General features: G+C 67.1%; 24 protein-coding genes and 1 pseudogene. 14 read left to right on the top strand and 11 right to left on the bottom strand.

The window, feature by feature from the left end:
• Nucleotides 1-3: 3 nt before the first annotated feature.
• The 5 genes from F5544_RS08745 to F5544_RS08725 form a co-directional block, all read right to left on the bottom strand.
• Nucleotides 4-759, bottom strand: a complete 756-nt coding sequence (locus F5544_RS08745) for an ATP-binding protein (protein WP_167472721.1) — start codon at nt 757-759, stop codon at nt 4-6.
• Nucleotides 760-951: 192 nt separating this feature from the next.
• Nucleotides 952-1350, bottom strand: coding sequence for an STAS domain-containing protein (locus F5544_RS08740; protein WP_342760415.1), 399 nt, complete (start codon nt 1348-1350; stop codon nt 952-954).
• Nucleotides 1351-1700: 350 nt separating this feature from the next.
• Nucleotides 1701-2633 carry a phosphotransferase gene (locus F5544_RS08735; protein ID WP_167472719.1) on the bottom strand — a complete coding sequence of 311 codons (933 nt, stop codon included), beginning with the start codon at nt 2631-2633 and terminating at the stop codon, nt 1701-1703.
• 106 nt (nt 2634-2739) lie between these two features.
• Nucleotides 2740-5148, bottom strand: a complete 2409-nt coding sequence (locus F5544_RS08730) for a phosphoketolase family protein (protein WP_167472718.1) — start codon at nt 5146-5148, stop codon at nt 2740-2742.
• A 138-nt stretch (nt 5149-5286) separates the two neighbouring features.
• Nucleotides 5287-6240, bottom strand: coding sequence for an ABC transporter ATP-binding protein (locus F5544_RS08725; protein WP_167472717.1), 954 nt, complete (start codon nt 6238-6240; stop codon nt 5287-5289).
• Between the two features lie 229 nt (nt 6241-6469).
• Here F5544_RS08725 and F5544_RS08720 point away from each other — a divergent pair, with 229 nt between their 5' ends.
• Nucleotides 6470-6997 (top strand): phosphatase PAP2 family protein, encoded by a 528-nt coding sequence (locus F5544_RS08720; RefSeq protein WP_167472716.1) that lies wholly within the window; start codon nt 6470-6472, stop codon nt 6995-6997.
• Nucleotides 6998-7155: 158 nt separating this feature from the next.
• Entirely contained in the window at nt 7156-7665 is a 510-nt protein-coding gene (locus tag F5544_RS08715) for a dihydrofolate reductase (RefSeq protein ID WP_167472715.1), read from the top strand.
• A 16-nt stretch (nt 7666-7681) separates the two neighbouring features.
• Here F5544_RS08715 and F5544_RS08710 read toward each other — a convergent pair whose 3' ends face one another.
• Complete coding sequence (locus tag F5544_RS08710) at nt 7682-8344, bottom strand: TetR/AcrR family transcriptional regulator (RefSeq protein WP_167472714.1); 663 nt, start codon at nt 8342-8344, stop codon at nt 7682-7684.
• 20 nt (nt 8345-8364) lie between these two features.
• Here F5544_RS08710 and F5544_RS08705 point away from each other — a divergent pair, with 20 nt between their 5' ends.
• The gene (locus F5544_RS08705; protein ID WP_167472713.1) at nt 8365-9366 is read left to right on the top strand and encodes an LLM class flavin-dependent oxidoreductase; all 1002 of its coding nucleotides are present in this window, start codon (nt 8365-8367) and stop codon (nt 9364-9366) included.
• Nucleotides 9367-9375: 9 nt separating this feature from the next.
• Here F5544_RS08705 and F5544_RS08700 read toward each other — a convergent pair whose 3' ends face one another.
• Nucleotides 9376-10371 carry a DMT family transporter gene (locus F5544_RS08700; RefSeq protein ID WP_167472712.1) on the bottom strand — a complete coding sequence of 332 codons (996 nt, stop codon included), beginning with the start codon at nt 10369-10371 and terminating at the stop codon, nt 9376-9378.
• A gap of 202 nt (nt 10372-10573) precedes the next feature.
• Between F5544_RS08700 and F5544_RS47460 the strand changes: the two genes are divergently transcribed.
• Nucleotides 10574-11833, top strand: coding sequence for a helix-turn-helix domain-containing protein (locus F5544_RS47460; protein ID WP_428847127.1), 1260 nt, complete (start codon nt 10574-10576; stop codon nt 11831-11833).
• Nucleotides 11834-11839: 6 nt separating this feature from the next.
• Here F5544_RS47460 and F5544_RS47455 read toward each other — a convergent pair whose 3' ends face one another.
• Together F5544_RS47455 and F5544_RS47450 are read right to left on the bottom strand one after the other, a co-directional pair.
• The gene (locus tag F5544_RS47455) at nt 11840-12040 is read right to left on the bottom strand and encodes a TetR family transcriptional regulator C-terminal domain-containing protein (protein ID WP_428847168.1); all 201 of its coding nucleotides are present in this window, start codon (nt 12038-12040) and stop codon (nt 11840-11842) included.
• Nucleotides 12004-12399: pseudogene (locus tag F5544_RS47450) on the bottom strand (TetR/AcrR family transcriptional regulator); the annotation flags it as partial. The pseudogene F5544_RS47450 and the gene F5544_RS47455, both read right to left, overlap by 37 nt.
• Nucleotides 12400-12512: 113 nt before the next feature.
• Between F5544_RS47450 and aguA the strand changes: the two are divergent.
• The 7 genes from aguA to F5544_RS08660 all read left to right on the top strand — a co-directional run bounded on the left by aguA (nt 12513) and on the right by F5544_RS08660 (nt 21322).
• Nucleotides 12513-13610 (top strand): agmatine deiminase, encoded by a 1098-nt coding sequence (gene aguA / locus F5544_RS08690; protein WP_167472710.1) that lies wholly within the window; start codon nt 12513-12515, stop codon nt 13608-13610.
• Nucleotides 13607-14212, top strand: a complete 606-nt coding sequence (locus F5544_RS08685) for a VC0807 family protein (protein WP_167472709.1) — start codon at nt 13607-13609, stop codon at nt 14210-14212. The genes aguA and F5544_RS08685 overlap by 4 nt, the downstream gene beginning before the upstream one ends.
• 68 nt (nt 14213-14280) lie before the next feature.
• Nucleotides 14281-14784 (top strand): hypothetical protein, encoded by a 504-nt coding sequence (locus F5544_RS08680; protein ID WP_167472708.1) that lies wholly within the window; start codon nt 14281-14283, stop codon nt 14782-14784.
• Nucleotides 14784-16166 carry a hypothetical protein gene (locus F5544_RS08675; protein WP_167472707.1) on the top strand — a complete coding sequence of 461 codons (1383 nt, stop codon included), beginning with the start codon at nt 14784-14786 and terminating at the stop codon, nt 16164-16166. Before F5544_RS08680 ends, F5544_RS08675 begins: the two co-directional genes overlap by 1 nt.
• Nucleotides 16163-17599 carry a vWA domain-containing protein gene (locus F5544_RS08670; RefSeq protein WP_167472706.1) on the top strand — a complete coding sequence of 479 codons (1437 nt, stop codon included), beginning with the start codon at nt 16163-16165 and terminating at the stop codon, nt 17597-17599. Before F5544_RS08675 ends, F5544_RS08670 begins: the two co-directional genes overlap by 4 nt.
• A 10-nt stretch (nt 17600-17609) precedes the next feature.
• Nucleotides 17610-18722 carry an ATP-binding protein gene (locus F5544_RS08665; RefSeq protein WP_167472705.1) on the top strand — a complete coding sequence of 371 codons (1113 nt, stop codon included), beginning with the start codon at nt 17610-17612 and terminating at the stop codon, nt 18720-18722.
• Complete coding sequence (locus tag F5544_RS08660) at nt 18719-21322, top strand: DUF5682 family protein (RefSeq protein ID WP_238847158.1); 2604 nt, start codon at nt 18719-18721, stop codon at nt 21320-21322. Before F5544_RS08665 ends, F5544_RS08660 begins: the two co-directional genes overlap by 4 nt.
• A 1006-nt stretch (nt 21323-22328) precedes the next feature.
• Here F5544_RS08660 and F5544_RS08655 read toward each other — a convergent pair.
• Nucleotides 22329-22589, bottom strand: coding sequence for a hypothetical protein (locus F5544_RS08655; protein WP_238847157.1), 261 nt, complete (start codon nt 22587-22589; stop codon nt 22329-22331).
• A gap of 223 nt (nt 22590-22812) precedes the next feature.
• Here F5544_RS08655 and F5544_RS08650 point away from each other — a divergent pair, with 223 nt between their 5' ends.
• The 3 genes from F5544_RS08650 (at nt 22813) to F5544_RS08640 (ending at nt 25306) form a co-directional block, all read left to right on the top strand.
• Nucleotides 22813-23061: a hypothetical protein gene (locus tag F5544_RS08650; RefSeq protein ID WP_167472703.1), complete on the top strand. Its 249-nt coding sequence runs from the start codon at nt 22813-22815 to the stop codon at nt 23059-23061.
• Nucleotides 23062-23213: 152 nt separating this feature from the next.
• Nucleotides 23214-23960 (top strand): LGFP repeat-containing protein, encoded by a 747-nt coding sequence (locus F5544_RS08645; protein WP_238847156.1) that lies wholly within the window; start codon nt 23214-23216, stop codon nt 23958-23960.
• A 266-nt stretch (nt 23961-24226) separates the two neighbouring features.
• Entirely contained in the window at nt 24227-25306 is a 1080-nt protein-coding gene (locus F5544_RS08640; RefSeq protein WP_167472702.1) for an alpha/beta hydrolase family protein, read from the top strand.
• Here the strand turns inward: F5544_RS08640 and F5544_RS08635 are convergent.
• The gene (locus F5544_RS08635; RefSeq protein WP_167472701.1) at nt 25303-26280 is read right to left on the bottom strand and encodes a zinc-binding dehydrogenase; all 978 of its coding nucleotides are present in this window, start codon (nt 26278-26280) and stop codon (nt 25303-25305) included. The genes F5544_RS08640 and F5544_RS08635 overlap by 4 nt on opposite strands.
• Nucleotides 26281-26292: the final 12 nt, after the last annotated feature.

Below are 26292 nucleotides of genomic sequence, written 5' to 3'. Positions count from 1 at the left end.
GGCTCAGAAGAGTTGACGCCGCGGGCCGGTCGGCAGCGTCGCCCACACCACTTTTCCGGTCGGCCACTGCGGCAGGCAGCCCCACGCGCGGGCCATCCCGGCCACCACGTGCAAACCGTGCCGCCTCCGGCCCGGATCCGGCTCGATCAGCACCGCCTCCCGCGGATCCCGATCGGCGACGGCGACGGTCAACAGCTGCGTCCGCAGTTCCAGCCGCACGACGATCTCGACGGCTTCGGTGTGCCGTATGACGTTCTCGACCAATTCGGTGATGATCAACTGCGCGTCGATCCGGACATCCGGAATGTTCCAATGGTCGCAGATCTCCCGCACCAGGTACCGCGCCCGCGACGCGGTGTCGGCGGCCAGCACCATCGGCACCACCGTGCGCCTGCGGCGGAGCGGCCGTTCCAGCGCATCCAGTGCGGCATCCATGTCCGCGTATATCGCGATGAAACGCTGAATGGCGCTGGCTTGCAGACAACCGCGCAGCCGGTCGCCCTCGGCGACGACGACGATCGGCACCGATGGCCAGTCACCGATCCGCATCCAGGCGCTGGTGAACGCGGTCAACAGCGGTTCGGAACGCACGTCGAGCTCGTCGACCAGCACGATTATCGCGCGCGGCTGATCCGACGCGAACTTCAGCAGATCGTCACGGAACGACCGATAACTCTCCATGTCCAGCGTGCCGCGCGGCCGCACGACCGCACAGTCCGCCAGATCGGTCAGTTCCCACCGTATCGGGCTGTTCAACACATCCGATCAAACCTAACCCGCGCTGGCGACGAAGTCGTTCGCAGACCCGCGCACGACCGGAGGGATACCGCTGTGGCCCCCCGACCCTGCTCGGCTGCTGTCCACACGTGCGCCGTACCCCCTCATCGCCGTCCCGAACCTGTGCGTGAATATTCGAGGTGGCGCCGGCGTACCGGCGGAATGGTGTGCCGATCAACATCTTTCGTCGACCGCATCGAGCGCGAGCAGCGGCACGCCGCCGACCGATTGCGCCGTCAGCGCGTCCTGCAGGCAGTTGTAGACCCGCAGATGCGCGGTGGCGCCGGACAGCTCCAGGATTCGCAACAGCGGACGAGCGGTCACCACCAGCTCCACCCGCCGTCCCGGCAGCGCGGCGGCGAGCAGCACGTCCACGCCGCACAGGGATAGGAAGCTCACCCTGGTCAGATCGACGACGATCGGCGCGACCGCCATGGATCGCAGCGCATCCCGTAGGAGCCGGTCGTTGCTTACATCAACTTCCCCTCGTACCCGACAAACCTGTACACCAGCCTCGGAAAGCTTCGTGACGACCGTCAAACCCGGCCCACAGTAGGTGAAGCTTTCACCCATGTCATCGCTCCGATCACTCGGACGAGAACCGCAACCCACCCCAGCCGCGCCGCTCGCGACGAAATGCCCGTACGGCTGCCTGCTCAACCGTGGACACGGAGCAGTCTAGCCACAGTCGGCGCTTCCATCCGCCGAATTATCGAGTCCGGCTGCGGGCTACCGACTGTTGCCACCGGGCGTATACGGTGAATGTGGTTGCCGCCCAGCCGCTTTGCGGTTCAGCACGACGATCGCGACCGGCGCCGGTATGACCGAAAATCGCTACGAGCTGCATATAGGGCACTTACCGAATCATGGTGTTCGCAATATTGCGCGCCGGCGAATTCATATTCCGTACAAACCGTTCGGCGTCATGACCGTTCGAGAACCTCGGCAAGGTTTTGCAGGCTTTGCTCGGTGAATTCGGGCATCGCGTTTTCCAAGCCGTGCAACACGTCGATCGTCATATCCGCTTTTGCCCAGAAACCGAGTTTCGCCGAGAGCCGGTCGTCGAGCGGCAGCCCCCGATGGCGCCGCACCTTCGCGACGAAATCCGGGCCGAGATCGGTCCACAGGTAGACCAGATCGTAGTCCGGATCGCCGATCGTGAGGTCGCCGAAATCGATGACGCCGCTGATCCGGTCCCCGGTGACGAGCAGATGATCCGGGCTGATATCCGCGTGCGTCAGCGTCGGCCGATAGTCGAAGTTGCGGTCGTCACCGAGGTAGTTCGTCCACGATCGCTCCAGTTCCCGCGCGGACGCGGGCGCGAGCAACGGCAGCACCCGATCCCGGACCAGATCCAGGTCTTCGGTGAAATCCGTTCGCATATCCCGGATTTCGACACCCAGCTGTTCGGCCCGCGACACCGGGAACGCATGCGACTGGGTGAGGAATTCCGCGATCTGCCCGACTATGACAGCGGAGTCCGGCAGGCCGCGCCGCAGCCATTCCGCCTCGGACAGCGACTCGCCCGGCACCGCCGGATAGAGGCAAAACTGGCCCGGCCCAAGAGGATTCGGCGCGGTGAGGAGAAACCGTGGGATCGGCAGCGTCAGCGTCGCGGCCAGTTCGGGCAGCACGGCCGCCTCCCGCGCGATCCCCTCGGCACCGTCCGGACCGAAGGGGCAGCGCAGCACATACGTTTCGCCGTCGTGGTCCAGCCGCAGCGCGAGGCTGTCCATTCCGGCGCCGAGCAGCGACAGCTCCCCCGCCGCCAGTTCCGGATGCGACGACGCACGCAGCGCGGCGACCACCTTGTCCAGTGCGCCGTCGGGCAATTCGATATGGCCGCTCATATCCATCCGACGAACGTTAGGGCCGCGGGCCTGCACCGGCCAAGCGAATTACCACGGCGAGTCTCGCCCGCGACGAGATGCCCAATGGCGCACCACAACTCTGACTCGCGGGTCACCCGCCGTCGCCGGGCCGGTGATCGGCGCTGCGCCAGCGCCACCGGACGATTTCGGGCGGATCCTCGCCGTACTCGCGAATGTAGACGCGGTGCTGAATGAGCTTGTTCTCCAGGTGATCCCGGGCATGCGCGGCCGTAGGTTGCAGGCGCGCAACCCGATCGATCACATCGATCGCGAGATCGTAGCGATCGATCTGGTTCAGCACGCACATATCGAAAGGCGTTGTGGTGGTGCCTTCTTCCTTGTAACCGCGGACGTGGAAGTTGTGATGGTTCGCGCGACGGTAGGTGAGCCGGTGGATCAGCCACGGATATCCGTGATAGGCGAATACCACCGGGACATCGGGGGTGAACAGCGCGTCGAAGGCGCGGTCGGACAAGCCGTGCGGATGCTCCCGATCGTCCTGCAACCGCATCAGGTCCACCACGTTCACCACGCGAATCTTTATGTCCGGGAATAGGTCTCGCAGAATGTCGACGGCGGCGAGCGTTTCCATGGTCGGCACGTCGCCCGCGCAGCCCATGATCACGTCAGGACGCTCGCCCGCATCGCTGCTCGCCCACTCCCAGATGCCGATTCCCTTGGTGCAGTGGACAATCGCGTCCGCCATGTTGAGGAACTGCGGCGCGGGCTGCTTACCCGCGACGATCACGTTCACGTACTGGCGGCTGCGCAGGCAGTGATCGGCCACCGAGAGCAGGGTATTCGCGTCCGGCGGCAGGTATACCCGGATCACATCGGCCTTCTTGTTGACGACATGATCGATGAAGCCCGGATCCTGATGCGAGAAGCCGTTGTGATCCTGTCGCCAAACATGCGATGTCAGTAGGTAATTCAGCGATGGTATCGGCCTGCGCCACGGGATGCGATTGGTGGTGCGCAGCCATTTGGCGTGCTGGTTGAACATCGAGTCGACGATGTGGATGAACGCCTCGTAGCAGGAGAACAGGCCGTGCCGTCCGGTGAGCAGATAGCCTTCCAGCCAGCCCTGGCAGGTGTGCTCGGACAGTATCTCCATCACCCGGCCGTCGGGCGCGAGATGGTCGTCGGTGGGCAGGGTTTCGGCATTCCAGGCGCGATCGGTCACGTCGAGGACGGCATCGAGCCGGTTCGAATTGTTCTCGTCGGGGGCGAACATGCGGAAGGTCGTCGAATTCGCACGCATCACATCGCGCAGGAAGCCGCCGAGCACGCGGGTGGCCTCGGCCAGCGTCGCGCCCGGTTGGCTCACCTCGACCGCATAGTCGCGGAAATCCGGCAGATCCAGGCCGCGCACCAGGGCGCCGCCATTGGTGTGCGGATTCGCGCTCATCCGCCGATCGCCCACCGGATGCAGGTCCCGGATGCGCGGCACCGGGGCGCCGTTCGCGTCGAAGAGCTCCTCGGGCCGATAACTGCGCAACCAATGTTCCAGCACCGCCCGGTGCGCGTCGGCGCGGGCGTCGCCGAACGGCACCTGGTGTGCGCGCCAATAGTTTTCGACCTGCTTGCCGTCGACGGTCTTCGGCCCCGTCCAGCCCTTCGGCGAGCTGAACACGATCATCGGCCAGCGCGGACGGGCCGGATCGCCCTCGTGGCGGGCGCGGTGCTGGATGGCCGCGATCTCGTCGAGGCAGTGGTCCAGGGTCGCGGCGAACGCCTGATGCATCGGCTCCGGATCGGAACCCTCGACAAAGTACGGGGTGTACCCGTAGCCGCGCAGCAGCTGATCCAGTTCCGTGCGCTCGATCCGGGCGAGCACCGTCGGATTGGCGATCTTGTAACCGTTGAGGTGCAGGATCGGCAGCACCGCCCCGTCCCGGCGCGGATCGACGAATTTGGTGGAATGCCAGCTGGCGGCGAGCGGGCCGGTCTCCGCCTCGCCGTCACCGACGACGGCGGCGACGATCAGATCCGGATTGTCGAAGGTCGCGCCGTACGCGTGCGACAGCGAATAGCCGAGCTCACCGCCCTCGTGAATGGATCCGGGCGTCTCGGGCGCGACATGGCTGGGAATGCCGCCGGGAAAGGAGAATTGGGTGAACAGCCGCCGCATCCCGGCCGCGTCCTGCGAGATCTCCGGATACACCTCGCTGTAGGTGCCCTCCAACCAGGCCGAGGCCACCGGGCCGGGGCCGCCGTGCCCGGGACCCATCACATAGATCATGTCCAGGTCGCGCGCGGTGATCACCCGGTTCAGGTGGGCGTAGATGAAATTCAGGCCCGGCGTGGTACCCCAGTGGCCGAGCAGGCGCGGTTTGATGTGCTCGGGGCGCAGCGGTTCCCGCAGCAGCGGGTTGTCCATCAGGAAGATCTGCCCCACCGAAAGGTAATTCGCCGCCCGCCACCAGGCGTGGAGATCGTCGAGTTGGCGCGGGGAGAGCGGTTGCGTTGCCGTTGCGGTTCGTGCGGCGCCATCGGTCATATGCGATTCCTCCTGACAACCGTCGGGTACGGATCAAGACTTCCGGTCGACGACGGAACGTGACAGGGTCTTCTGTCCATCCGTTGGTCACCTGCGGCGGATTACCCGCGAATCACCGGGATATTCCGCGCCGGAAACTCAACTGCCGGAACCGTGTTCGGCCAGCACCCGACCCACCGACATCCGTTCGCCCTGCAGCAGGTCCTGCAGGGTGGCGGGGCGGCTGGTCAGGCTGCGCAGCCCGCAGTCGAGCAACCGGCGCAGCACCTGATCCAGATGGTCGGTGTCCACCTCGCAGTGCACGGTATTGCGATACCGGACGAAATTGTGCACCTCCGCGAGGTCCTCGAGATCCGGCGCGGGACAATCCAATTCGGCGCTGACGAAGGTTCTGGTGAGTTGCCGCACCTCGGCGGGCGAGCCCGAGTCCACCACCCGGCCGCGCTGCATGATGGTGATCCGGTCGGCGGCCGATTCCAGCTCGGACAGCACATGTCCGGCGAGCAGCACCGTCTGATCGGTGGCGCGGCGGGTGCGCAGCCACAGGCGCAGCGAATCCTTCTGCGGCTCGGTGAGTCCGGCCATCGGCTCGTCGAGCAGCACCAGTTCGGCCCGGCCGGACAGGGCCGCGACCAGCGCCAGCTTCCGACGTTCCGCACCGTGATGGCGGTGCACCGAACGGGACGGGTCGAGGCCGAGCAGGGCGAGCAGGCTGTCGCGCCGTTCCGGATCGACCCCGCCGTGTTGTGCGGCGAGCCGCTCGATCGCCGCACCGCCGGTGAGCGCCGACCACAGCGCCACCTCGCCGAGCACCATCGCGGTACGCCGGTGCACCAGGCTCGGTTCCCGCCACGGCTGAACCCCGAAGACCAGGACCGTGCCCGCATCGGAGGACAACTGGCCCGCCAGAATGCGCAACAGGGTGGTCTTGCCCGCACCGTCGGGACCGAGGACGGCGTGGATCTCACCGCGGTGCACCCGCAGCCCCACATCGTCCAGCACCCGGGCCCGCCCGATGCTCTTGACCAATCCGTGCACCTTGACGACCTCGTCGTCGTCCGATCCGCCGCGACGATCTTGGAATGCTGTCATCTGCTCACACCGCGATTCTGGGTTCAGCTATGGAGGTAGCCCGAGACCACCGGAGCGAGTCGCATTCGACGGCCGTCGGCTCGGCCGGCATCCCGGATAAGACGCAACGGGAGAAAACACTTGCTGCGCACATGCTATGCAGGGCGGAGCGATCGGGAAAGGGCAATTCGTCATCCCGAGCGGTTCGCCGGGCCGAATCCGAGCGGCGCTGTCGCGGCACAATCGAAACGTGGACCTCACCATCGTGACGTTCCTTGCCCAGCATCGCGTTCCCGCGTTGACCGCCGTCGCGCGGTGGGCGATGGACTTCGGAACCAATGACGCGATCCAGGCGCTCACCGGATTCGTCGGGCTCGCGGTGGTGGCCGCCAAACGCTGGTGGTGGCAGGGGATGACGATCGGCGCCTCGGTACTGCTCGCGCAGGCGCTGGCCCGGGCACTGAAGCTGTTGATCGCCCGGCCGCGGCCACCGGCGGACCTCGCCGTCGCCAACGTCGGCGCCTTCTCGATGCCGTCGACGGTCGCCGCGATGACGGCCGCGCTCGCGGTGGCCCTCTACGCCGTGCTGCCGTGGCCGCCGGGTTATCGAGGCTGGGCCGTCGCCGCATTGGCGGCGGGCCTCGCGCTGATCGGCGTCGCCATGGTCTACCTCGGGGCGCACTGGCCGACCGATGTGCTGGCCGGTTGGCCCCTAGGCCTGGTCGTCGGTGTGGCGGTAGTCCAGGTGACCCGAACCATCAGGCGCGCAACGCATTAGGTCCGTGCTGTCACCGAGTCGGCCACATCGGTCTCGGATCCCCTTGGGCACCAACCGAACAATGTGATGCACACCACTGGCTGGGTTAGCTGGAAGGATGCGCAAACTATTTAGCGAAGGTAAGCTATTGGCGAGTGGAAGGTGGTGGTGGTTTGCCCATGACCGAACCCAGCAAACGAATCATCGGACTGATCTGGTCGCAGACCCGCGACCGGGTGATCGCCGCGGGCGGCCGGATTCCATGGCAGGTGCCCGAGATCATCACGCATTTCGACGAGGTGACCAGCGGCCAGATCGTCGTCATGGGCCGCAAGACCTGGGATTCGCTGCCCGCCGACGACCGTCCGCTGCCGGGTAGGCGCACGATCGTCATCACCCGCGATCCGGACTGGTTCCAGCAGGGCGCCGAGCGCGCCGGATCCGTCGAGGAGGCGCTGGCGCTGACCGATCCGGCCGAGGTGTGGATCATGGGCGGTGGCGAAATACTGCGCGAGGCAATGCCTTTCGCGAGCGTACTGGCCGTCACCGAGGTCGGCGCGCAGGTCGACGGCACGGTGCGCGCCCCGGAGATTCCGGCGGGCGAATTCCTGATGAGCTTCACCACGGCCCCGAAGCTGTCCACAAACGGCAAGGACACCTACATGTTCCGCAGTTACGCCCATAAATAGGCTGCTGCACAACGACTTACGAATCTTCGACGGCGAGACCGCCGAGCAGCGCCCGCAGACCACGGTCGAAGCGTTCGTCCATGGTCGGCGCCACCAGATGTTCGGCAAGTGCCACCACCGACGGAAACTCCTCGGGCGGAAGGGATCTCAGCACGGCAGCGGTCTCCGCCAACACGGTCTCCGGCACCGCGCCGCGCGCCTCCGCCGCGTTCATCGGCCCGATCTCCTGAAGTACGAACCCGAGCACATATGCCACGACCAGATGCGAAGACTGCGCCGCCGCTTCGGGTTTCAATCCGGCGGAAAGCAGTGAACCGCAGATGAACTCGAGCACCCGCAGCGTATTCGGGCCGAGCACCAGCCGTCCGGCGAGCAGACGCGCGGCATCGGGGTTGCGCAGCAACCACTTTCGATAGCCGGTGAGCAGCCGCTCCAGCCGGGTTCGCCACGGCAGGCTCCGATCGGGCAGCGGGAGATCGCGCAGCAGTTCGTCGGCGATCAGATCCAGCAGTTCGTCCTTATTGCGGACATGCCAGTACAGCGACGACGCGTCGACGCCGAGGGTTTCGGCGACGCGGCGCATGGTGGTCCCCGCGAGTCCGGATGCGTCGAACACCTGCCGCGCGGCCGCCGCGACGGCGGCGAGCTCCAGCTGATTTTCCTTGCGAGGTCTCGGCATGGCGGTTAGTTTATCCAACCATGTTGGATAATGTGGGAGTCCTACTCCCCCAGCGCGGCGCGCTGCTCGACCGCCTGTCCACCGACGATCTGCTGATGTTGGCCGAAACCATTGACACCACAAATGGTTTGGACTCGATCTGGGTCGGCGACAGCCTCACCGCACAGCCGCGCGCGGATTCGCTCACCCTGCTCGGCGCACTCGCGGGCCGCACCCGCCGGGTCCGGCTCGGGGTGGCGTGCATGGCCAGCTTCCCGGTGCGCGATCCGGCCGTATTCGCCTACCAGTGGGCGAGCCTGGACCGGCTCTCCGGCGGCCGGATGACCCTCGCCGTCTGCACGGGCCTGGTCGGCGACGGAGCCAGCGCCCGCGAGGGCGCGCACTGGGGGATTCCCGACCGCGAACGGGCCGTGCGAATGGGTGAGAACCTGGAGCTCTGCCGCAGGCTGTGGACCGGCGACGAGCTCGACTTCGCCGGACAGTTCGTGCGGTACAACGGGATTCGTATACAGCCAACCCCCGTGCAAGCCCCGTGCCCGGTGTTCATCGCCGCCAATCCATGGCAGCCGAAGTTCGCCGAACGCGCGCTGCGCCGAGTGGCCGAGCTCGCCGACGGCTGGATGACGGCCAGTTCCTGGCCGGGCCTCGTCGCGGGACTGGCACCGCTGCTGCGCGCCGCGCTGATCGACGCGGGCCGCGCGCCGGAAACCTTCCCGGTAGCCTTCCTGCACAATGTCGCCATCGGCCCCGACCGAGCCGAATGTCTCGACGGCGCAGCACGTTTCATCGCCGAGCACGAGGAATACCAGGGCACCCCCGCGGAGATGGTCGAGGCGTGGACCGCCGCGGGCCCACCCGAGCGCTGCGCCGCCGACCTGCAAGCTCTGGTGGACACCGCCGCGGGCCTCGGCCCCGTCACCCTCGTGCTCCGCCTGACCTCATGGGATCAGCGCACCCAACTCACCCGCCTCATCGAGGACGTACTTCCGCTGATTCGCATACCCGCTGAGATCCGCCCATAGCGCCTGAAGCTATTCGACCCGGGTGAGCTCCGAAATCTCTTCGACCGATCCGATTTCGGGAGGCGGTCTGTCCGGAGCGGATGATCGATCGGCCATATTCAAGCCCACCGCGCAGCCGACGATGACCGCGCCGCCGATCAGGCCGCTGATCGTCGGAATCTGTTGGTAGAAGATCAATCCGAACAGCAGACCCCAGACGCATTCCAGGGTCAGCAGGTTGCCGCCCTGCACCGGGTCGACGCGCTCGAAGCCGTAATTCATCAGGAATACGTTGAGCACGTTCAGCAGTCCGGCGCAGGCGATGGCGGCCCAGAGGACGGCCGCGGAGGCGTGCGTGTGGACGTGCGGCATGCCATCGCCCTGCAGCACCGAGGTGAGCGCGACACCCGCGGCGCCCAATCCGACGGTGAGCGCGGTGATCTCGTGATTGTTGAGGGTGCCGTCGTGCCAGTCGCGACCCAGGTAGCTGAACGCCATGGCCAGCATGGCGATCAGCGCGATCAGGTTGCCGATGTTCCACGACCCCACGCCGACGCCGACGCCGGACAGGATCGCGACCCCCGCCGCCGAGCCGAGCAGGAAGATCACCCGCGGCGGTGTCACCCGCACCCGCCGCAGCAGCAGCCCCAGCGCCGCGACCAGCGGCAGGGCGGCGATGAACGAGACGTCACCGACGGTGGTGAGCGTCGCCGCCTTCGAAAACAGCGTGGTGCCAACGACATACAGCAGAATCGCGCGAACGGCCAGCACTCCCCATTCCCGTTTGCCCGATCGCAGCACGGTGCGCCAGCGGATCCAGCGGCAGAAGGCGAGCAGCGCGAGCAGGAAGGCGACACACGAGCGTAGATAGACCTGCTGGGCGACGGTGAAACCGCTGTCGAGAAAGCGCGCGAACACCGTATTCATCGCGAACGACGCTGTCAGCAACACCAACGCCCCGACGCCCCGCAGGTCGACGACCTTGCTACTGATCGCGGTCCCGTCTATGCCACTCAGGGTACCCACGGAGAGGCGCCCGAGTCAGGGAACCGCGAGTGCACCGTAAGCCGACAGTGGCTGTCAAGTCCAGCTGGCACCACTTACTTGCACGCATGGCGCGCAGAACGGTACGGGCATCGACGCGGGACCGCTACCGGGATACCGTCGAGTAGCGGACGAGGGTGCACGTCCAGCCAAAAGGGGAACAGGCCCATGATCTGGAGATGCCGTGAGGAGCCAGCACAGTTTCGCGTGCGGCCGCAAGGTCGCGCGGGAACAAGCCGCCGCCGGAGGTTCGACTTGGGAAACGGTACAGGCGGTTCGATCACATTGCGGGGTTTCGCTGTTGCGCGCGCACCGCATAGCGCACGGCTACACCCTCGTCGAGGTCGCTGAACGATTGCAACCGCTGCTCGTCGCGGGCGGTGCGGCGGGACGCTGCCTGTCTCATCAAAGCGTTTCGCGCTGGGAGACCGGCCTCGACATGCCGTCCTATCAATTCCTGGACGCCCTATGCCGGTTGTACCGGACTCGCCCGGACCGGCTCGGCTTCGGCAGCGACTACTCCGAACCGGATACGCCGTCGCTGTCGAAACCCGAACGGCCCCAAGCGATCACCAGCACGACCGAATCGCTGCGCGCCCTGGAGGAGAGCGCGGAGCGCAGCGGTTATCTCGTGTACGTGCTGCCGCCTTCGGAATACATTCCGGCGCGGATCCGGGAGTTGGCCAGGATTCAGCAGCTGCTGCTGTCCGATCAAACTCCCGAGGTGCAGCGGCGGCTGCGCAGGGTGGAATCCATTCTCGCCGGATTCGTCGCCTTCCGGCTCAACGATGTCGCCGATATCCACGACACCTTCCCGTGGTTCTACAAATCGCGCCGGGCCGCCCGCCGCGCCGGAGATCCGCTGCTGGAGGCCTGGTTGGACGGGCATCTGGCGCACGGACACGAGTGCTACCGGCACGCGCTCGACCAGGGCCTGGCCGCGGCCCGCTCGGCGCAGGCGGCGAGCGGGTCCGAACCGACTCCGGCAACGGTTTTCGGGCTGCTGGCCGAGGCGGGCATCCAGGCCAGGATCGGCAGACGCCGGGAGACCTTCGTCGCGATCTCCAACGCCGACCGGCTGTTCGCCGCGCTGCCGTCGGAGTCCACCGCCGACGACAACCTCGGCACCTCCGAATACATCCTGCGCTGGCATCAGTCGCACGCGCTGAGTTCGATCGGCGATTGGCGCGCCGCCGAGGAATTGCGCAACCGGGTGCTGGAATTGCCGATGGCGCAGAAGGATCAGGTCGGGCGCTCGCTGCTGGATCTGGATCTGGCCGCGCTGCTGGAACGCCAGGGACAGCTCGATCACGCCCGCGAGCTGATCCGCCGGGTGTGGCAGTCGCTGCCGACCGAACTGCGGGTCGGCCAGGTGCGCAGGCAGGTGTCGCAGTTGATCATCGGATTGCCGCCGAGCATGCGGGACGGCATTTTCGAGCACTGACCCGGCTCAGCCGAGCCAGGCGCGGACCCAGCCGCGGGCGATGCGCCGGGCCCGTTCGGGCGCGACCCGCGCGGGCTCGGTGAGCACCGCGATGGCCAACCCGTCCAGCAGCGCGAGCAATTCCGCTGCGGCATCGCGTGATTCGGCTTCGCGGCCGGGTTGGCGCGGGCCAAAACCCTGGCGAGCAGATCCTCTGTCTCCCGCCATTGCTCCCGGTGCACCTCGGCGATCCGCCGGTCGTGCGCGGCGCGGGCGACCAGCGCCAGCCACACCCGGGAAAGCCGGTCCTCCTGTGTCGGCGGCAATAGGAATTCGGCGAGGCCGAACAGCATTTCGCCGGGTTCGAGGTCGGCGATCCCGGATCGGCGCAGGCGCGCGTCGGCCTGGTCGCGCATGTGCTGCCAGGCGGCCGTGAGCAGATCGGCCTTGGTGCCGAAGTAGTACTGCACGGTGCCGATCGAGACCTGCGCGCGAGCGGCGAGGTCGCGGATGCTGACGCCCTCGATGCCGCCGTCGGCGATGGCCTCGGCGAGGCGGTCCAGCAGTCGGCCGCGTCGATCGGTCATCGCGCCTCCTCCGCTCGTAGGGCGCCACGTCCTACTTTCATACGATCGTATTAGCCGGTCGCATCTCCTACCGTCAAATTGTCATACGTGTGTATGAGCGAGGAGGAGAACCGATGCGAACCGAACTCACCGGCACACCGGCCGCCGACGGCTTCCGGATGCCCGCCGAATGGGAACCGCACTCCGGCTGCTATCTGGCCTGGCCGGAGAACACCTACGTCTGGCGCGAGGGCGCCAAACCCGTACAGCGGGCCGTCGCCGCCATCGCCAATGCCATCGCCGAGGTCGGCGAGCAGGTGACGGTGACCGTATCCAGCGCCCAGTACAAGCACGCGCGACTGGTATTGAGCGCTGCGGTCCGAGTGGTGGAGACGTCCACCGTGAACGTGTGGTCCCGCGATACCGCGCCGACCTTCGTCGTCGATGATCGCGGCGGGCTGCGCGGCGTCAAATGGGTGTTCAACGGCTACGGCCAACGCTTTCCGGAATGGTATCTCGACGACGCCTACGCCACGAAGGTCCTCGACCTGGAACGGCTCGATCAGTACCGGGCGCCGGTGGTGTTCGAGGGTGGAATGCTCGATGTCGACGGTCTCGGCACCGGCATCGTCGCCGAGGAATGCGTCCTCGATCCGGCCCGCAACCCGCATCCGGACCGCGAGATGATCGCCCGCGCCGTAAGGGATTTCGCCGCGGTGCACAAATTGCTCTGGCTCCCTTGGGGTCTCACCGACGACGACACCCGAGGCCATATCGACAATATGGCGCGCTTCGTCGCGCCGGGACATCTGTTGCTCGCCTGGACCGATGACGAGCGCGATCCGCAGTTCGCCCGCAGCGCGGCGGCATTGGAAATTCTCGAACGCGAGACCGATGCGAACGGAAATCCGTTGACCGTCACCAAGATTCCGATTCCAGGGCCGCTCTATATGACCGCCGAGGAGAATTCGGGCACCGATATCGGCACCTCGCTGAACCAGACCGGGAATCGGCTGGCGGGGTCCTACTGCAACTTCTATCTCGCCAATGGCGCGGTACTGGTTCCGCAACTCGATCCGGCGACCGACGACGAGGCCGTCGCGATCCTCGGCAGGATGTTCCCGGAGCGGGACACCGTCCCGATCCCGACCCGCGATCTGTTACTCGGCGGCGGCAATATCCATTGCGCGACAAGGCAATTGCCTGCCGCTCTGGTCGGCAGCCCGCGGTGAAACCGGCGGGGTTGCGCAGGATCGCCTGGCTCGCTTTGGATCTCGGCGTTTCACCGGCCGCCTTCTACCTCACCCAGGCGGCGGGTGTCGAGGTGGTCCGCTCGCTCGTCATCGCGACGGTGACCGCCGGTCTCTGGCTCGGCGTCGGCATGGTCCGCACCCGCAAGGTGGATGCGCTCGCCTTCATCATGATGGCCACCTACGCATTGATGCTCGCGCTGGCCGCGGCCACCGATGATCCGCGCCTGGTACTACTGCGCGACCCGATCGTCAGCGCCGCGGCGGGCCTCGCCTTCCTCGTCAGCTGCCTAACCACACAACCCGCCACCGCCTATCTCGCGCGCCGGTTGCACGGCGAAACCACCACTAGCCCAAGTCAATTGATCGACCACCGAGTGCAGACCACGGTATGGGGCTGCGCGCTGACGGCGGAGTCGCTGGTGCGCGTCGCCCTGATCTTCCTGTTGCCCATCCCGGTCAGCGCCGGACTCTCACCCGCGGTCGAGCTGGTGCTGATCGCGGTGCTGATCGTCTGGACGATCTGGTACCGGCGGCGGCGCCGTCGCGCGCGGGAACGGGTCGTCGAACGCCAGTACCGCTGACGCTCGGCGAAACTTGTCGGTGGCATCGCCTACGTTCAACGACATCGCGACCGAACGGGAGGGAAACGATGGTCTCGAATTCGAGTGATGCCGAAGCGGATTGGGCACGTGCGGCGGTGGTGGCGGTGCTGCCCGCCGTCGCGCCGCGCAAGTTGGCGAAGGTTCCGTTCGTCGAGCTCGCCGACGGCAGGCTGCAGGGCGTCGTATCCAGCGGGTCCGATATTTCGCGGGTCTACGTGGCCTCGGTGACAGCGAGCACCCACGGGTTGAGCTGTAGCACCAACAACAATCGGCCGTGTGGCGGTCTGTCCGGCTCGTACACCTGCAAACATCTCGACGCCCTGTGCGACGAGGCGGTGCTGCAATACGGGCTGGACCGGGTGGCGAAGTACCTGCGGGTGGAGGTGCCCGAGGGCGCTCGGCTTGCCAACTGTCTCAACGGAACTCGCGAACCGGCACCGGCCGCCGCGGTATTCGACCGGTTCCTGCGGCATCTGGCCTATCTGGAGCTGCCCGGCGCTGTCACACCCATCCCGGAACTGCACTGGTTCCCGGCCGCGGGGGTGCGCTGATGTTCGGCGCGCAATTGGGCGAACTGCTCGGCGGCTCGCCGGAGGGTGTGCCCGCCGCCCAGGATGTGCTGTCCGGATTCGACGACGCGCTGGCCGACGGCCTCGCCAGAGTCGGCGATCGGCAGGCAGCGGCACTGCACGCGCTGGCCGGTGCGGTCGCCAGATCCCCACTGGCCGTTCCGGTTTCGGAAGCGGTGGCGAAGGTGAACGCGGGCGCGATCGGCGCGGACCAGTTGGCCGCGCTGGCCGCGGCGCGCGCCGCCCTGCTCGGTGCGACGCACGACGCGCTGCTGGACCGGTTCGATACCGCACTGAACCGTCGTAGAGCGGCGTGGGATCACGGCGATCACGAAAGTGGCTGTGTGCCAGGTCAGCTCGCGATCGGCTGCCGGTCTTGGTTGGGCGAGTTGGCCATCACGGGTTGGCGCGGTGTCGACCTGGACCTGGTGTCATCGGCGGACCAGACCGTCGCCGCACTGCTCGCCGACCCGGCGCGGCGCAGGCTCGCGGTGCTGCTCGACGGATTCGCCGCCGAACTCGCCGCCTCCTGCCCGATCGCGACGATGGATCGGCTACCGGCGCGCCGCTGGGCCGACCTGTGGGCGCGGGCACTCCTATTGACTTGGCGCAGTGGCGATTCCGTTGCGGCGGAGGCGGTCTCCGGCCGGTTGCTCATCCTCGGCGTCGATATGCACGAGCACGGCACCGCGGTACAGGCACAGGTATACGGCGTCCTGGAAACCGCCGGCGCGGATTCGCGCCGGGTGCGGGTCGGCGTCTCGGCCGCCAAGGTGGACACGATCGTCGGGCCCGCCGTCTGGCAGTTGCTCGGCGCACACCAACATCTGTGCACCGCGCTGGCCGAACATCGCGCACTGGAGCTGACCGATATGCCGCTGACGGCCACCGGCGACCTGATCTGGCACGACGACCGAGCACAGCTCGGCGATGCGGCGGACCCGTTCGCGACGGCGCGGATCCAACTCGCGGCCGCCACGGCACCGGCGGCCGCACCGCTGGACCGCGATCCGGTGCACCTCGCCGAGCCGGTGCTGGTCGAGGGATACCGAATCGCCGACGGCGCAATGGAATTGGACGGACATCGACTCACCCTCGAGCTGGATCGGTTGCCGTCGAGCGGGCCGCTCACCGCCGCGGCGGTCACCGGTTCCACCGCGTGTATCGGCCTACTGCGCTGGGATGGTCGCTGGAGCCTGCGTCCGCTCGCGATCCAGCGCAAGGCGAAGGGCCAACCGGTCGCGCTGCACGGCGGCGACTGGGCATGCGGGCCGACCGACCCGAAAGTCGCCAAGGCACAGGCCAAATCGGGTGACGCGGTGGCTGTGCTGCGCGAGCGGGCGGGAAGGTTGCTGCGGAAATGAACAGCCACGAGACCCGCCGCCAGGTTCTCTACTGGCGCCTGCTGGCCGGAATATTCACCGGCGACCCGCAGCCGACGCTCGACGCCGCGAGCGTCGGCATCATCGAAGAACTTGGACTGCCCATCGCCCTGCTCGACCCGAGCGTATCCATCGATACGGTGGTGCAGCGGTTTCCGGAGCTCGGACCCGAATTCGAGTCGCTGGATCTCGGTGGTTCATCCGAAAACGACTCTGCCGCAATCGACTCGGAGGGTGACCCGGATAGTTCGACCATCGACGCAAGCGATACCGCGGCCGAATCCGGCCCGATCGCCGCCGCGACCATCGCGAATGCCGATTCACCCATCGACCCCGTCGGCGCGCCTCACCCCGGTGACGCGGCAGAACTACGCAGCGCGGCCGATGTTCGGACCGCGGCACTCACCGCCAAACTCCTGCTCAATATCTTCGCGACCGGCTCGGGCGCGGTGAGCGCCGCGCAGTTGTCCGGATGGCAGGCGGATGCGAACTGGCTGCGGCGCGCACTCGGATCCGGCAAGGCAGCCGGAATACACGGCGTGCTGGGCGATTTGGAGGCCGGTCTGGTCGATAGAATGCGCCTGCGCGAGGTGCTCGCGGACCCGAGGTTGGCCGGTCAGCTCACCCCGAGCATGTCGCTGATCGAACAGCTGCTGCGGGACAAACACAATCTGTCCGGCGTCGCGCTGGCCAATGCCAAGGCGCTGATCCGGCGTTTCGTCGACGAGGTCGCCGAGGTGCTGCGCACCCAGGTGCGCCAGGCCAGCGCGGGTGTCATCGACCGCTCGGTGCCGCCAAAGCGGATACTGCGCAACCTCGATATAGACCGCACCATCTGGAAGAACCTCACCAACTGGAATCCGGAGGACGAGCGCCTCTACGTGGACCGGCTCTTCTACCACCGGACCGCGAAACGCACCGTGCCCGCCAAGATGATCGTGGTGGTCGACCAGTCCGGTTCGATGGTGGACGCCATGGTGAACTGCACCATCCTGGCCTCGATCTTCGCCGGGTTGCCGAAGGTGGACGTGCATCTCGTCGCCTACGACACCCAGGCGCTCGACCTGACCCCGTGGGTGCACGACCCCTTCGAGGTGCTGCTGCGCACGCAGCTCGGCGGCGGCACCGACGGCCGGGTCGCCATGACGCTCGCCCAGCCGAAGATCACCGATCCGAAAAATACCGTGCTGGTGTGGATTTCGGATTTCTACGAATGGGAGTGCCAGCAGCTGTTCGAAAGTATGGAGGCGGTGCACCGCTCCGGGGTGAAGCTCATCCCGGTGGGCTCGGTGAACAGCTCCGGACAGCAGAGCGTCAACCCATGGTTCCGTGAGCGCTTCAAAAACCTTGGCGCCCCGGTGCTTTCGGGGCACATCCAGAAACTCGTGCACGAACTCAAGAACTTTCTCGACTAGGAGAGCCACCATGAACGACGTCCTGCGCGCACCCGCCGAAACCAAGTACGCCGAGGAGCTCGACTGGCTGGAGTCCATCGACGACGGCCCCAAACCGTTCGCCTGGCGGCTCAGCCCGAAGATGGTGCGGCTGTTCATACTCGGCTCCGAGCGGTCCGACGGCCTGGACCGGCAGATCGATCAGAAATGGTTCGGCGACCGGAGTTTCGTGGAGCGCAGCATCGTTACCCTGGCCTCCGATCGCGGCCTGCTGCTCATCGGCGATCCCGGCACCGGCAAGAGCTGGCTCGCCGAACTGCTCGCCGCCGCGATCAGCCGCAACTCCACCCTCGTCGTCCAGGGCACCGCGGGCACCACCGAGGATCACATCAAATACTCGTGGAATATCTCGATGGTCATCGCCAAGGGGCAGTCGCGCGAGTCGATGATCCCCTCGCCCATCATGACCGCGATGGAGCGGGGCGTGATCGGCCGTTTCGAGGAATTGACCCGCGCCACCAGCGATGTGCAGGACGCACTCATCTCGATCCTGTCCGAGAAGTACGTGTCGATTCCCGAACTCGACGACGACAACGTGGTATTCGCACAGCCCGGATTCGCCGTCATCGCCACCGCGAACAGCCGCGACCGCGGCGTGAACGACCTCTCGTCGGCGCTCAAGCGCCGATTCAATTTCGTGCGTATTCCGGTGGTGTCCAACAAACGCAGCGAGGCCGAGATCGTGCGCTTCCGCACCGCCGAACTGCTGCGCCGGCATCAGATCGAATTGGAGCTGCCACCAACGCTTTTGGATATCCTGCTGGAAAGTTTCGCCGATCTGCGCAGCGCCGCGGCGGCCGCCACCGGCGACGACGACAAGCTGGAATCGGCGCTGTCGACGGCCGAGCAGATCGGCGTGCTCGAGGATGCGATCCTGCACAGCCAGTTCTTCGGCGACCGGGTGCTGCGCGCCGAGACGCTGGCCGGATCGCTGGTCGGATCGCTGGCCCGGCGCACGCCGGAGGATCTGGCCATCCTGAACAAATACCTGCACGGCGTCGTCGAACCGCGCAGCAAGAACGCGGGCGGGGCGTGGACCGAATTCCTCGACGGCGGGCGCGCGGCGATCGCGAGCCTGTCGTGAACGCACCGATACCCGGGTCGAGCCCGTTCGCGGCGCTGCGCGAGCAGCTGACCGCCGCTGCCGCCGAATTCGCCGGTGTGCCGGGCGATCTGCTGCTCGGAATGGTCGACGATGTGGACCGGGCGCTCGGCGAGGAGCTGGAAATCTTTCCGGTATGCCATCATTCGCCGGCCTCGGGGCTGGCCATGGTGCGACGTCTGCACGAAAAGCGGCCGACAGTAATCTATTTGGAACTGTGCGAGGATCTGCGACCGCTGCTGGACGAGCTGCGAAACTGCCGGCTCCCGGTGGCGCTGCAGGCTTTCGCCACCGAACTCGACGGATTTCCCGCCGCGTGGTCGCCGCTGTCGATCGTCGCGCCGATCACCCAGGCCTCGGCCGAATATCAGGCCATCGCGTACGCGCTGGATACGCCGGGTGTCGAACTGGTGCTGGTGGATCGTTCGACCGATCACGTATTCCAGTGGGCGCCAAGGGAAGACGACAAGTCGGATGATTCCGCGGCGAAGGACGGCGGGCTGCACGGCGAGGCCGTCGGCATCGAGATCGGGGATCTGCGACCGCGATTCGCCGAACTCGAGCAGTACCTGCTGCACCACGGCAAGGTTCGGCACTGGTCCGAGTGGTGGGACCAGTACGTCGAACAGCCGTTGGCCGACGCCGATTACCACACCTACCGCCAGGTGATGGTGTTGATCGGCAGCCTGTTCCGCAGGCTGCGCCGCGACAGCACCGCCGTCGACGAGGACCGGGAACGGTACATGTGGACCCGGATGCGCGAACATCTGGCGGCCACCGGCGCCGATCCGGCGCGGTGCATGTACGTGTGCGGGGCCGCGCATGCCGCCAGCCGGATCGAGCAGTTCGGGCTGTCCGCCGACGTGCCGTTCGAGATCACGCCGCGCTCGGCGACGAAATGGCATTACGGGCTGATCCCATCCAGTCACTCGGCCATCGAGGCGCAGTTCGGGCTGACCGGCGGTGCGGTGTCGATCGCCGCGGCTACCTGGTCGAAGTCCTTGCGGCGCAACAAATTACAACCATTCGAGCTGGCCGGACAGCCCGGTGGACAGACGAAGACCAAGCGCACGCGCAGCGTGGTGGCCACCGATGCGGAAGCGGGCGACCGGCTGTCCGGATTTCTGTCGCGGCCGCCGGTTCTCGATCCGCTCGACGAGGCCGAACTCCTGGAGTGGTCGGTCGATATCGTGCGGCTCGCCCGCCGCAACGGGTACCTGGCCAGCACCGCCGATGCCATCGCGGTATTCGAGACGTCGATTCTGCTGGCCGGTATGCGCAACCGCGCCCGGCCGACCCCGTACGACTTCCAGGACGCCGCCGTCACCTGCATCGAGAAGGACCGGGTGCCCGGCAGGCGCGATGTGGCGCGGCTGTGCGAGATCCTGCTCGGCGGCGACCGGATCGGCCAGGTCGGCTATGCGGCGCTGCCGCCGCTGGCCCGCGATGTGCTCGACCGGCTCCGGCCGCTCGGCCTCGACCTTTCCAAGCGGACCATACAGCGGGCGCTGCTCGATCTGCGCGCCGATCCGGCGCTGCAACCCTGCTCGGATCTGTTGTGGCTGCTGCGAAAGTTGTTGCCCGACGACTCGATCCGGCCGATCATGGGTTCGCGGGCGCTCGGCGAGAAATCCATTCAGGAGAGCTGGGATCTCGGGCTCGGCAAATATCAGCGCTCCCTGGTGGAGCTCGGCTACGAGGGCGTCACCGTCGAGCAGGTGCTGGAGCAGCGGTTGCGGCGTGCGGTCAACGAATCCGGTGCGACCGCCGCCATCGCCCTTTCGGCCGTGGAAGACGCGCTGCTGTACCTGAATTCGCCCCGGCTCGCCGATGAGCTCGGCGCCCGCGCCGTCGAATTGCTCGCGGCCGAACGCAGCGTAGACGACGCGCCGCTGGTGCTACGCCGAATCAGGTTGCTGCTCAACTACTTCCGCACCACCGCCGACGGGTTACCCGAGTGGTGCGGCAGATTCGTCACCGCAGGCTACGCCCACTATTGCACGCTGCTGCCCACCTCCTTCACCGCCGAGGACACCGGCACCGGTCAGGTCGCGGCCATGCTCGGCTTCCTGTTCGGCATGGAGCATCTCGCCCTGTCCCTCGGCTGCGACCACACACAGCTGGAACTCGCGGTGCGCCAATCACATCCGGAGGCTCCGGCCAAGGTGGCCCTGCTCTGGGCGGCCCGTTTCCAACTCGGCCTGCTCACCCTCGCCGAGCTGCGCGAGCGCTGCGACGCCATGCTGGCCAATCCGCTCGTACTGCCGTCCTTCCCGCAGTACATCGGCGGCTTCGTCCAGGCCATCGATCCGGCCCCTACACTGAAACCCTTTGTCGTCGAACTTCTTTCGAAAGCCTTCGGCCGCCTCCCCGACCGCGTACTCCTCCCCTGGCTGCCGACCCTCATCACCACACTGCGCGACCAAGCCCCCGACATGGTCCCCGCCCTCGTCCGCGAAGCGGCCCGCACCTTCCCACCCACCGTCACCGCCATCGACACCTGGACACCCCCGTGGTCGGCCAACCCCGAACCCCCGAACAACTCCCACCCGCACCCCGCGGCCCCACCACCGACCTCCTAACCACCCACCCCACCACCTGCGACGCCCTGGCCATCCTGCTGGGCCACGAACCCACCTGGTCCCAACCGACCCCAACCACCTCGAACCCGCTGCTCACCACCTACCCCACCACGGCCGAAGCCCTAACCATCTCCCTCGGTCTGAACTGACCGGCCGGGCCCACCACACCGCGGCGGCCGCCACCCGGGCTCACCGACCGGCGGCCGACCGCATCTGCGGCACCCCGCCATCTGCGGCACCCCGCCGAACCACCGGCGAGCGGCCGCTCGCCGGTCGGGCCGCATCACGGCAACAGTGTCAACACCCGCACAAGCGTCGGCCGAACCGCCGAACCACCACACCGCGGCGGCCGCCACCCGGGCTCACCGACCGGCGGCCGACCGCATCTGCGGCACCCCGCCATCTGCGGCACCCCGCCGAACCACCGGCGAGCGGCCGCTCGCCGGTCGAGCAGCATCACGGCGACAGTGTCAACGCCCGCGCACGCGACGGCCGAACCACCTCGAGGTGGCGATGATTCAACGTCACCACCTCGGCAAACCCCATTCGCTCTCCGCAACAGCCACAATCGCCACATCGGAGGTGCCCAGGCGGCAGGACCGGCGTACCGCTCGATCGAATCCGCCGCGCGCCGAAAGTCGGATTCGGTCCGATCGACGGTGATGAAATCCCGTTCGCCGACCGACCGCGGAATCACGGCCGCCACCCGCACCCCGCCGAACTTTCCGAGCAGATATCCCACCTCGCCGAGAATCGGCGTCGGCACCAACAGCGACCGATCAGCCGAATGAGGGTCCTGTGCAGAGCTCGACACGGTGGCTGTAGTCCCTGGTCGCGGACGACTGCGGCTACCGTCCGAAATCGTCGCCGAGTAGTTCCTCACTTCGTGCGGCAATGGACGTACCGTCGCCCTCGATAGTTCCGAACCACGCAGGCGGCCACTTGCGCGGATCCGCAATCCGCAGGCGCTTGCGCAGGTCCGATAGCGCTCGGTTCGCCGGAATCGCTACTGCCCTCCGTTGGAGCGCTGGTGGTCGCGCCATGCCTTCTGGGTCTCGGTCAGTTTCGGGCGTGGGGTTCGGGTTCGAAGGAAGTTGACCACCATCAGCACCGGCAGGATGAACGCCTGGAAGAAGATCAGGTATGAGCCGCCGTCGAAGAGGAAGACGAGATAGGCGGCGTAGCCGAGGTATACGACCCCGAAGATGCCGTTGAGCATGCGGGAAGTCTGGCTCTGCCCGTCCTTGGCCAGGGCCATCGCGATCATGACGACGCCACTGATCGCGAGAAGCGCTACATACCAATTGAACACGGAACCCCCCAGGTATACCGGCCATACCGGACAGTCCGGCGACGTCGGAACGATAGCACCCCACTGCCGCAACCAGCCATGGCTTTCGGGCGTGAAAGTAGCCAATGTTGTGTCGTACCGGTTGGTTTGGCGGGTTTGGTCCTCGACCGGGAGGGGTGGCCGGGGTTATGGTCGGCGCATGGTTCGCACCGCGGTTGCGGCCGATCCGGATGAGCCGGACCGGCCGATGTCGGTGCCGCGGGCCGACCATTTGGCGGTGGTGCCCGATGCGGGCGAACCCGGGGCGGGGTCCGGGTTGGGGCCGAATGTATTGTCCGGTGCTGATATCGAGCGGCTGTCAGTTGCCGCGCGGCATCGGGTCGCGGCGTTCGTGCATACCCGGCTCGCGGATCTCGAGGAGTTGGGCGATCCGGAACTGCCGGAATAGCCCGCAGAACCAGGGGCCACGGTAACGATTCGGCAACGGCCGCCGATACAGTGCGTGGTCGCGCCGCAGGCCCGACCAGGCGCGCGACCGGATGTGCAGCGGAGCACGGGCCGCCGCCTGCGCCACCGAACACCTTCGATCGAGGAGAGCCCGTGGTATCGCTACGTTCGAGAAACCGTTCGACCGCGCGCGGCGCGTTGGCCGTGACGGCGGCGGCCGCCGTACTCACCACCGTCGCGGGAACCGCGGCGGCGCGCCCGATCGGGCCGTTCGATGTCGGCGGCGCGATCGAGGTGAAATACGACCAGCTCGGTGGCGGCGCGTTCTTCGGCGATCCCACCTCCGCCGAACTCGACGCCGCCGCGGGCGGCCGATTCCAGACCTTCGAGCGCGGCGGCGCGATCTACTGGCGCGGCGACGTCGACGCGCACCAGGTGGGCGGCGCGATCCGGGACAAGTGGCGCGGTCTCGCCGGCGAGTCCGGCGTACTCGGCTTTCCGGTGACCGACGAGCAGTCGACGCCGAACAATCCCGGCCGCTACAACCATTTCCAGGGCGGCTCGGTGTACTGGTCGGTCGGCACCGGCGCGCACCAAATCGGCGGCGCGATCCGGGACAAGTGGGCCGCGTACGGCTGGGAGAGCGGTCCGCTCGGCTTCCCCATCTCCGATGAGGCCTCCGCCGCCAATAACAAGGGCCGGTACAACCTCTTCCCCGGCGGCGCGATCTACTGGTCGGCCCGCACCGGCGCGCACGTCGTCTGGGGCGCGATCCGCGACAACTGGGCGCTGCGCGGCGGCGAGAACGGTTCGTACGGCTTCCCCACCAGCGACGAATACGACTACAACGGCGGCAAGGCGCAGGACTTCCAGGGCGGCCGAATCACCTGGACTCCCTGATCTTTCGGCCTGGGCGCGTCCGCAAAGTCCGGATGGGACTTCGAGGGCGCGCCCTAGGCCCCCAAAAATGATGTCGTAACAGTTCATTCCAACTGATCGGTCCTTTAGATGTCGCCGGTTTCGGCGACATGCGGTCGAGTGGCGCTAAATTCGGTCACCGATCGTGCTCGAGGATCGAGGTTGGATTGAGCCCCAAGATAATTGGATATAGCGGAATACGATTCGCCGCTCTGCGATGTATCGGGGTCATCGCACTGGCCGGAATCATGTTGGCGGGCAACGTATTCACAGCCCACGCGGAATCGGCCGAGACCGGTTCGGTCGCCTCGTACGCGCCGGGCGCGAACTGGGGCGGCATCGCAGGCACCGCGACAATCCGGTACGTCACCGAAAGTCCCACCGGCGCAACGACAATCGCCACCGGCATCATCGCCGTACCGGATGGTCCCGCGCCGCGGCAGGGCTGGCCGGTGGTGGCGTGGGATCACGGCACCCGCGGTCTCGGCCCGGCCTGCGGGCTCACCGCTCGCCCCGGCTTCGACGCCGAATTGCTGCGCCGCCTGGTCGATCTCGGTTACGCGGTGGTCGCGCCGGACTATGTCGGCCTCGGCCCCGGCGCGGAAACGGCGCACCCCTACCTGCAGTCGCGCACCGAGGCGACGGCGACGATCGACCTGGTGCGAGCGGCTCGGCACGCCGACCCGAGGTTGTCGAATACCTGGGCGGTGGCCGGGCTTTCACAGGGCGGGCACGCGGCGCTGAACAGCGGATACCTCGCCGGCGGCTACGCGCCGGAACTGGATTTCCGCGGCATCGTCGCCCTGGCGCCCGCATCCAATGTGGAGAATGTGCTGCCGATGTTCGGCCCGCAGGCGCCCGCACTGCCGGTGCTGACCCCGGTGGTCGGGCTGGTGGCCGCGGTATTCGACGGAATGCGGGTCGGCGCACCGGATTTCGATCTCGGGCCCTACCTCACCACGGACGGCGCCGAACTGCTGGACCGGATGGCCTTCAGCTGCGGCCCGGAATGGGCACAGCGGGTGGGCACCGAAACGCTCGGATCGGTACTCGCGCAACCACTGTCGGCGGGACCACTGCGAGACCGATTGCGGCGGTACGCATCCGTGCCGACCGCCGGGTATTCGCGGCCGATCCTGATCGCGCACGGCATGGCGGATATCACCGTTCCGATCGCGGCCAGTATGGCGCTGACCGACCAGCTGCGAGCGAACGGAGTCGATTTCACGTTCCGCACCTATCCCGCCGCGGATCACGACGGCGTGGTGGACGCGGCCTGGCCGGATGTCGTCGACTTCCTCGGCCGCGTCCTGCCGAGGCCTACCTAATCACGCACGGACAGCGCGATTTTCGCATTGCGGCCGGGCCGCTCACTGGCCGCGGCGGCTTCGCCCGCCGACTCCAGCGGATAGCTGGTCTCGATATCGAGCCGGAGCTCGCCGCGGGCGGCCAGGCCGACCAGTTCGGTGATCAGCCTGCGGCGGTTGTCCGCGCCGATCTCCTCGGCCCGCTTCGATCCCCAAAAGCCTTTCACCACGGCCTGTTTGAAGATGAGCCCACCCGGATTGACGATGAGCGGCTTACCGGACAGCGCGCCGAAGGAGATGAGCTCACCACCGGGCGCGAGCAGGGATAGCAGATCGTCGGCCGCGGGCCCGCCGACCTGATCGACGGCGCGGGCGATCGGTCCGCCCGCCGCGGCCGCTTGTACGAGCCAGTCGGCCGACTCGGTATCGATCACCGGCTCGAAACCCAACTCCCGCAACGATTTCACCGAGGCGGGGCCGCGCACCAGATTGAGCACGTTGATGCCGCGCTGCCGCGCGAGCACATTCACCAGACGACCGACCGCGCCGTTGGCCGCGTTGATCACCATCCAGTCACCGGCCGACAACCGCAGGTCCTCCAGCAACATCAAGGCGCTCAACGGCATTGCCAGCAGCTGACTCGCCGTCTCGTCCGATACCGCATCCGGCACCGGCACCAGCTGCGCGGCCTTGGCGACGAAGTATTCGGCCCACACCGCCTGCGCGCCCGAAACGGCAACGCGCTGACCGATTTCCAGACCGGTCACGCCATCGCCCAGCGCATCGATCCGGCCGACGCCCTCGGTGCCCGGAACGGCGGGCAGCTGCGGCTTGTAGCCGTAGACGCCGCGCACGATCGCGAGATCGTGGTTGTGAATTGGGCTCAGCGCCAAACGGATTCGCACCTCGCCGGGTGCGGGTTCGGGCAACGGGCGCTCCGCGGTGGTCAAAACCTCCTCGGGTTCCCCGAATCGTTCGATGACGACTGCACGCATGGACGGCTCCTT

The organism is Nocardia arthritidis (assembly GCF_011801145.1).
GTDB lineage: Bacteria > Actinomycetota > Actinomycetes > Mycobacteriales > Mycobacteriaceae > Nocardia > Nocardia arthritidis_A.
The sequence above is the reverse complement of the archived record's forward strand: the minus strand, read 5'-3'. Positions and strand labels throughout refer to the sequence as shown.

What these genes read in the sequence shown, in the direction of transcription:
- F5544_RS08740 (WP_342760415.1), bottom strand. Translation starts at nt 1,350, where the DNA reads ATGGGTGAAAGCTTCACCTACTGTGGGCCGGGTTTGACGGTCGTCACG.
- F5544_RS08735 (WP_167472719.1), bottom strand. Translation starts at nt 2,633, where the DNA reads ATGGATATGAGCGGCCATATCGAATTGCCCGACGGCGCACTGGACAAG.
- F5544_RS08730 (WP_167472718.1), bottom strand. Translation starts at nt 5,148, where the DNA reads ATGACCGATGGCGCCGCACGAACCGCAACGGCAACGCAACCGCTCTCC.
- F5544_RS08725 (WP_167472717.1), bottom strand. Translation starts at nt 6,240, where the DNA reads ATGACAGCATTCCAAGATCGTCGCGGCGGATCGGACGACGACGAGGTC.
- F5544_RS08715 (WP_167472715.1), top strand. Translation starts at nt 7,156, where the DNA reads ATGACCGAACCCAGCAAACGAATCATCGGACTGATCTGGTCGCAGACC.
- F5544_RS08710 (WP_167472714.1), bottom strand. Translation starts at nt 8,344, where the DNA reads ATGCCGAGACCTCGCAAGGAAAATCAGCTGGAGCTCGCCGCCGTCGCG.
- F5544_RS08705 (WP_167472713.1), top strand. Translation starts at nt 8,365, where the DNA reads ATGTTGGATAATGTGGGAGTCCTACTCCCCCAGCGCGGCGCGCTGCTC.
- F5544_RS47455 (WP_428847168.1), bottom strand. Translation starts at nt 12,040, where the DNA reads ATGGCGGGAGACAGAGGATCTGCTCGCCAGGGTTTTGGCCCGCGCCAA.
- aguA (WP_167472710.1), top strand. Translation starts at nt 12,513, where the DNA reads ATGCGAACCGAACTCACCGGCACACCGGCCGCCGACGGCTTCCGGATG.
- F5544_RS08680 (WP_167472708.1), top strand. Translation starts at nt 14,281, where the DNA reads ATGGTCTCGAATTCGAGTGATGCCGAAGCGGATTGGGCACGTGCGGCG.
- F5544_RS08675 (WP_167472707.1), top strand. Translation starts at nt 14,784, where the DNA reads ATGTTCGGCGCGCAATTGGGCGAACTGCTCGGCGGCTCGCCGGAGGGT.
- F5544_RS08670 (WP_167472706.1), top strand. Translation starts at nt 16,163, where the DNA reads ATGAACAGCCACGAGACCCGCCGCCAGGTTCTCTACTGGCGCCTGCTG.
- F5544_RS08665 (WP_167472705.1), top strand. Translation starts at nt 17,610, where the DNA reads ATGAACGACGTCCTGCGCGCACCCGCCGAAACCAAGTACGCCGAGGAG.
- F5544_RS08655 (WP_238847157.1), bottom strand. Translation starts at nt 22,589, where the DNA reads ATGATCGCGATGGCCCTGGCCAAGGACGGGCAGAGCCAGACTTCCCGC.
- F5544_RS08650 (WP_167472703.1), top strand. Translation starts at nt 22,813, where the DNA reads ATGGTTCGCACCGCGGTTGCGGCCGATCCGGATGAGCCGGACCGGCCG.
- F5544_RS08640 (WP_167472702.1), top strand. Translation starts at nt 24,227, where the DNA reads ATGTTGGCGGGCAACGTATTCACAGCCCACGCGGAATCGGCCGAGACC.
- F5544_RS08635 (WP_167472701.1), bottom strand. Translation starts at nt 26,280, where the DNA reads ATGCGTGCAGTCGTCATCGAACGATTCGGGGAACCCGAGGAGGTTTTG.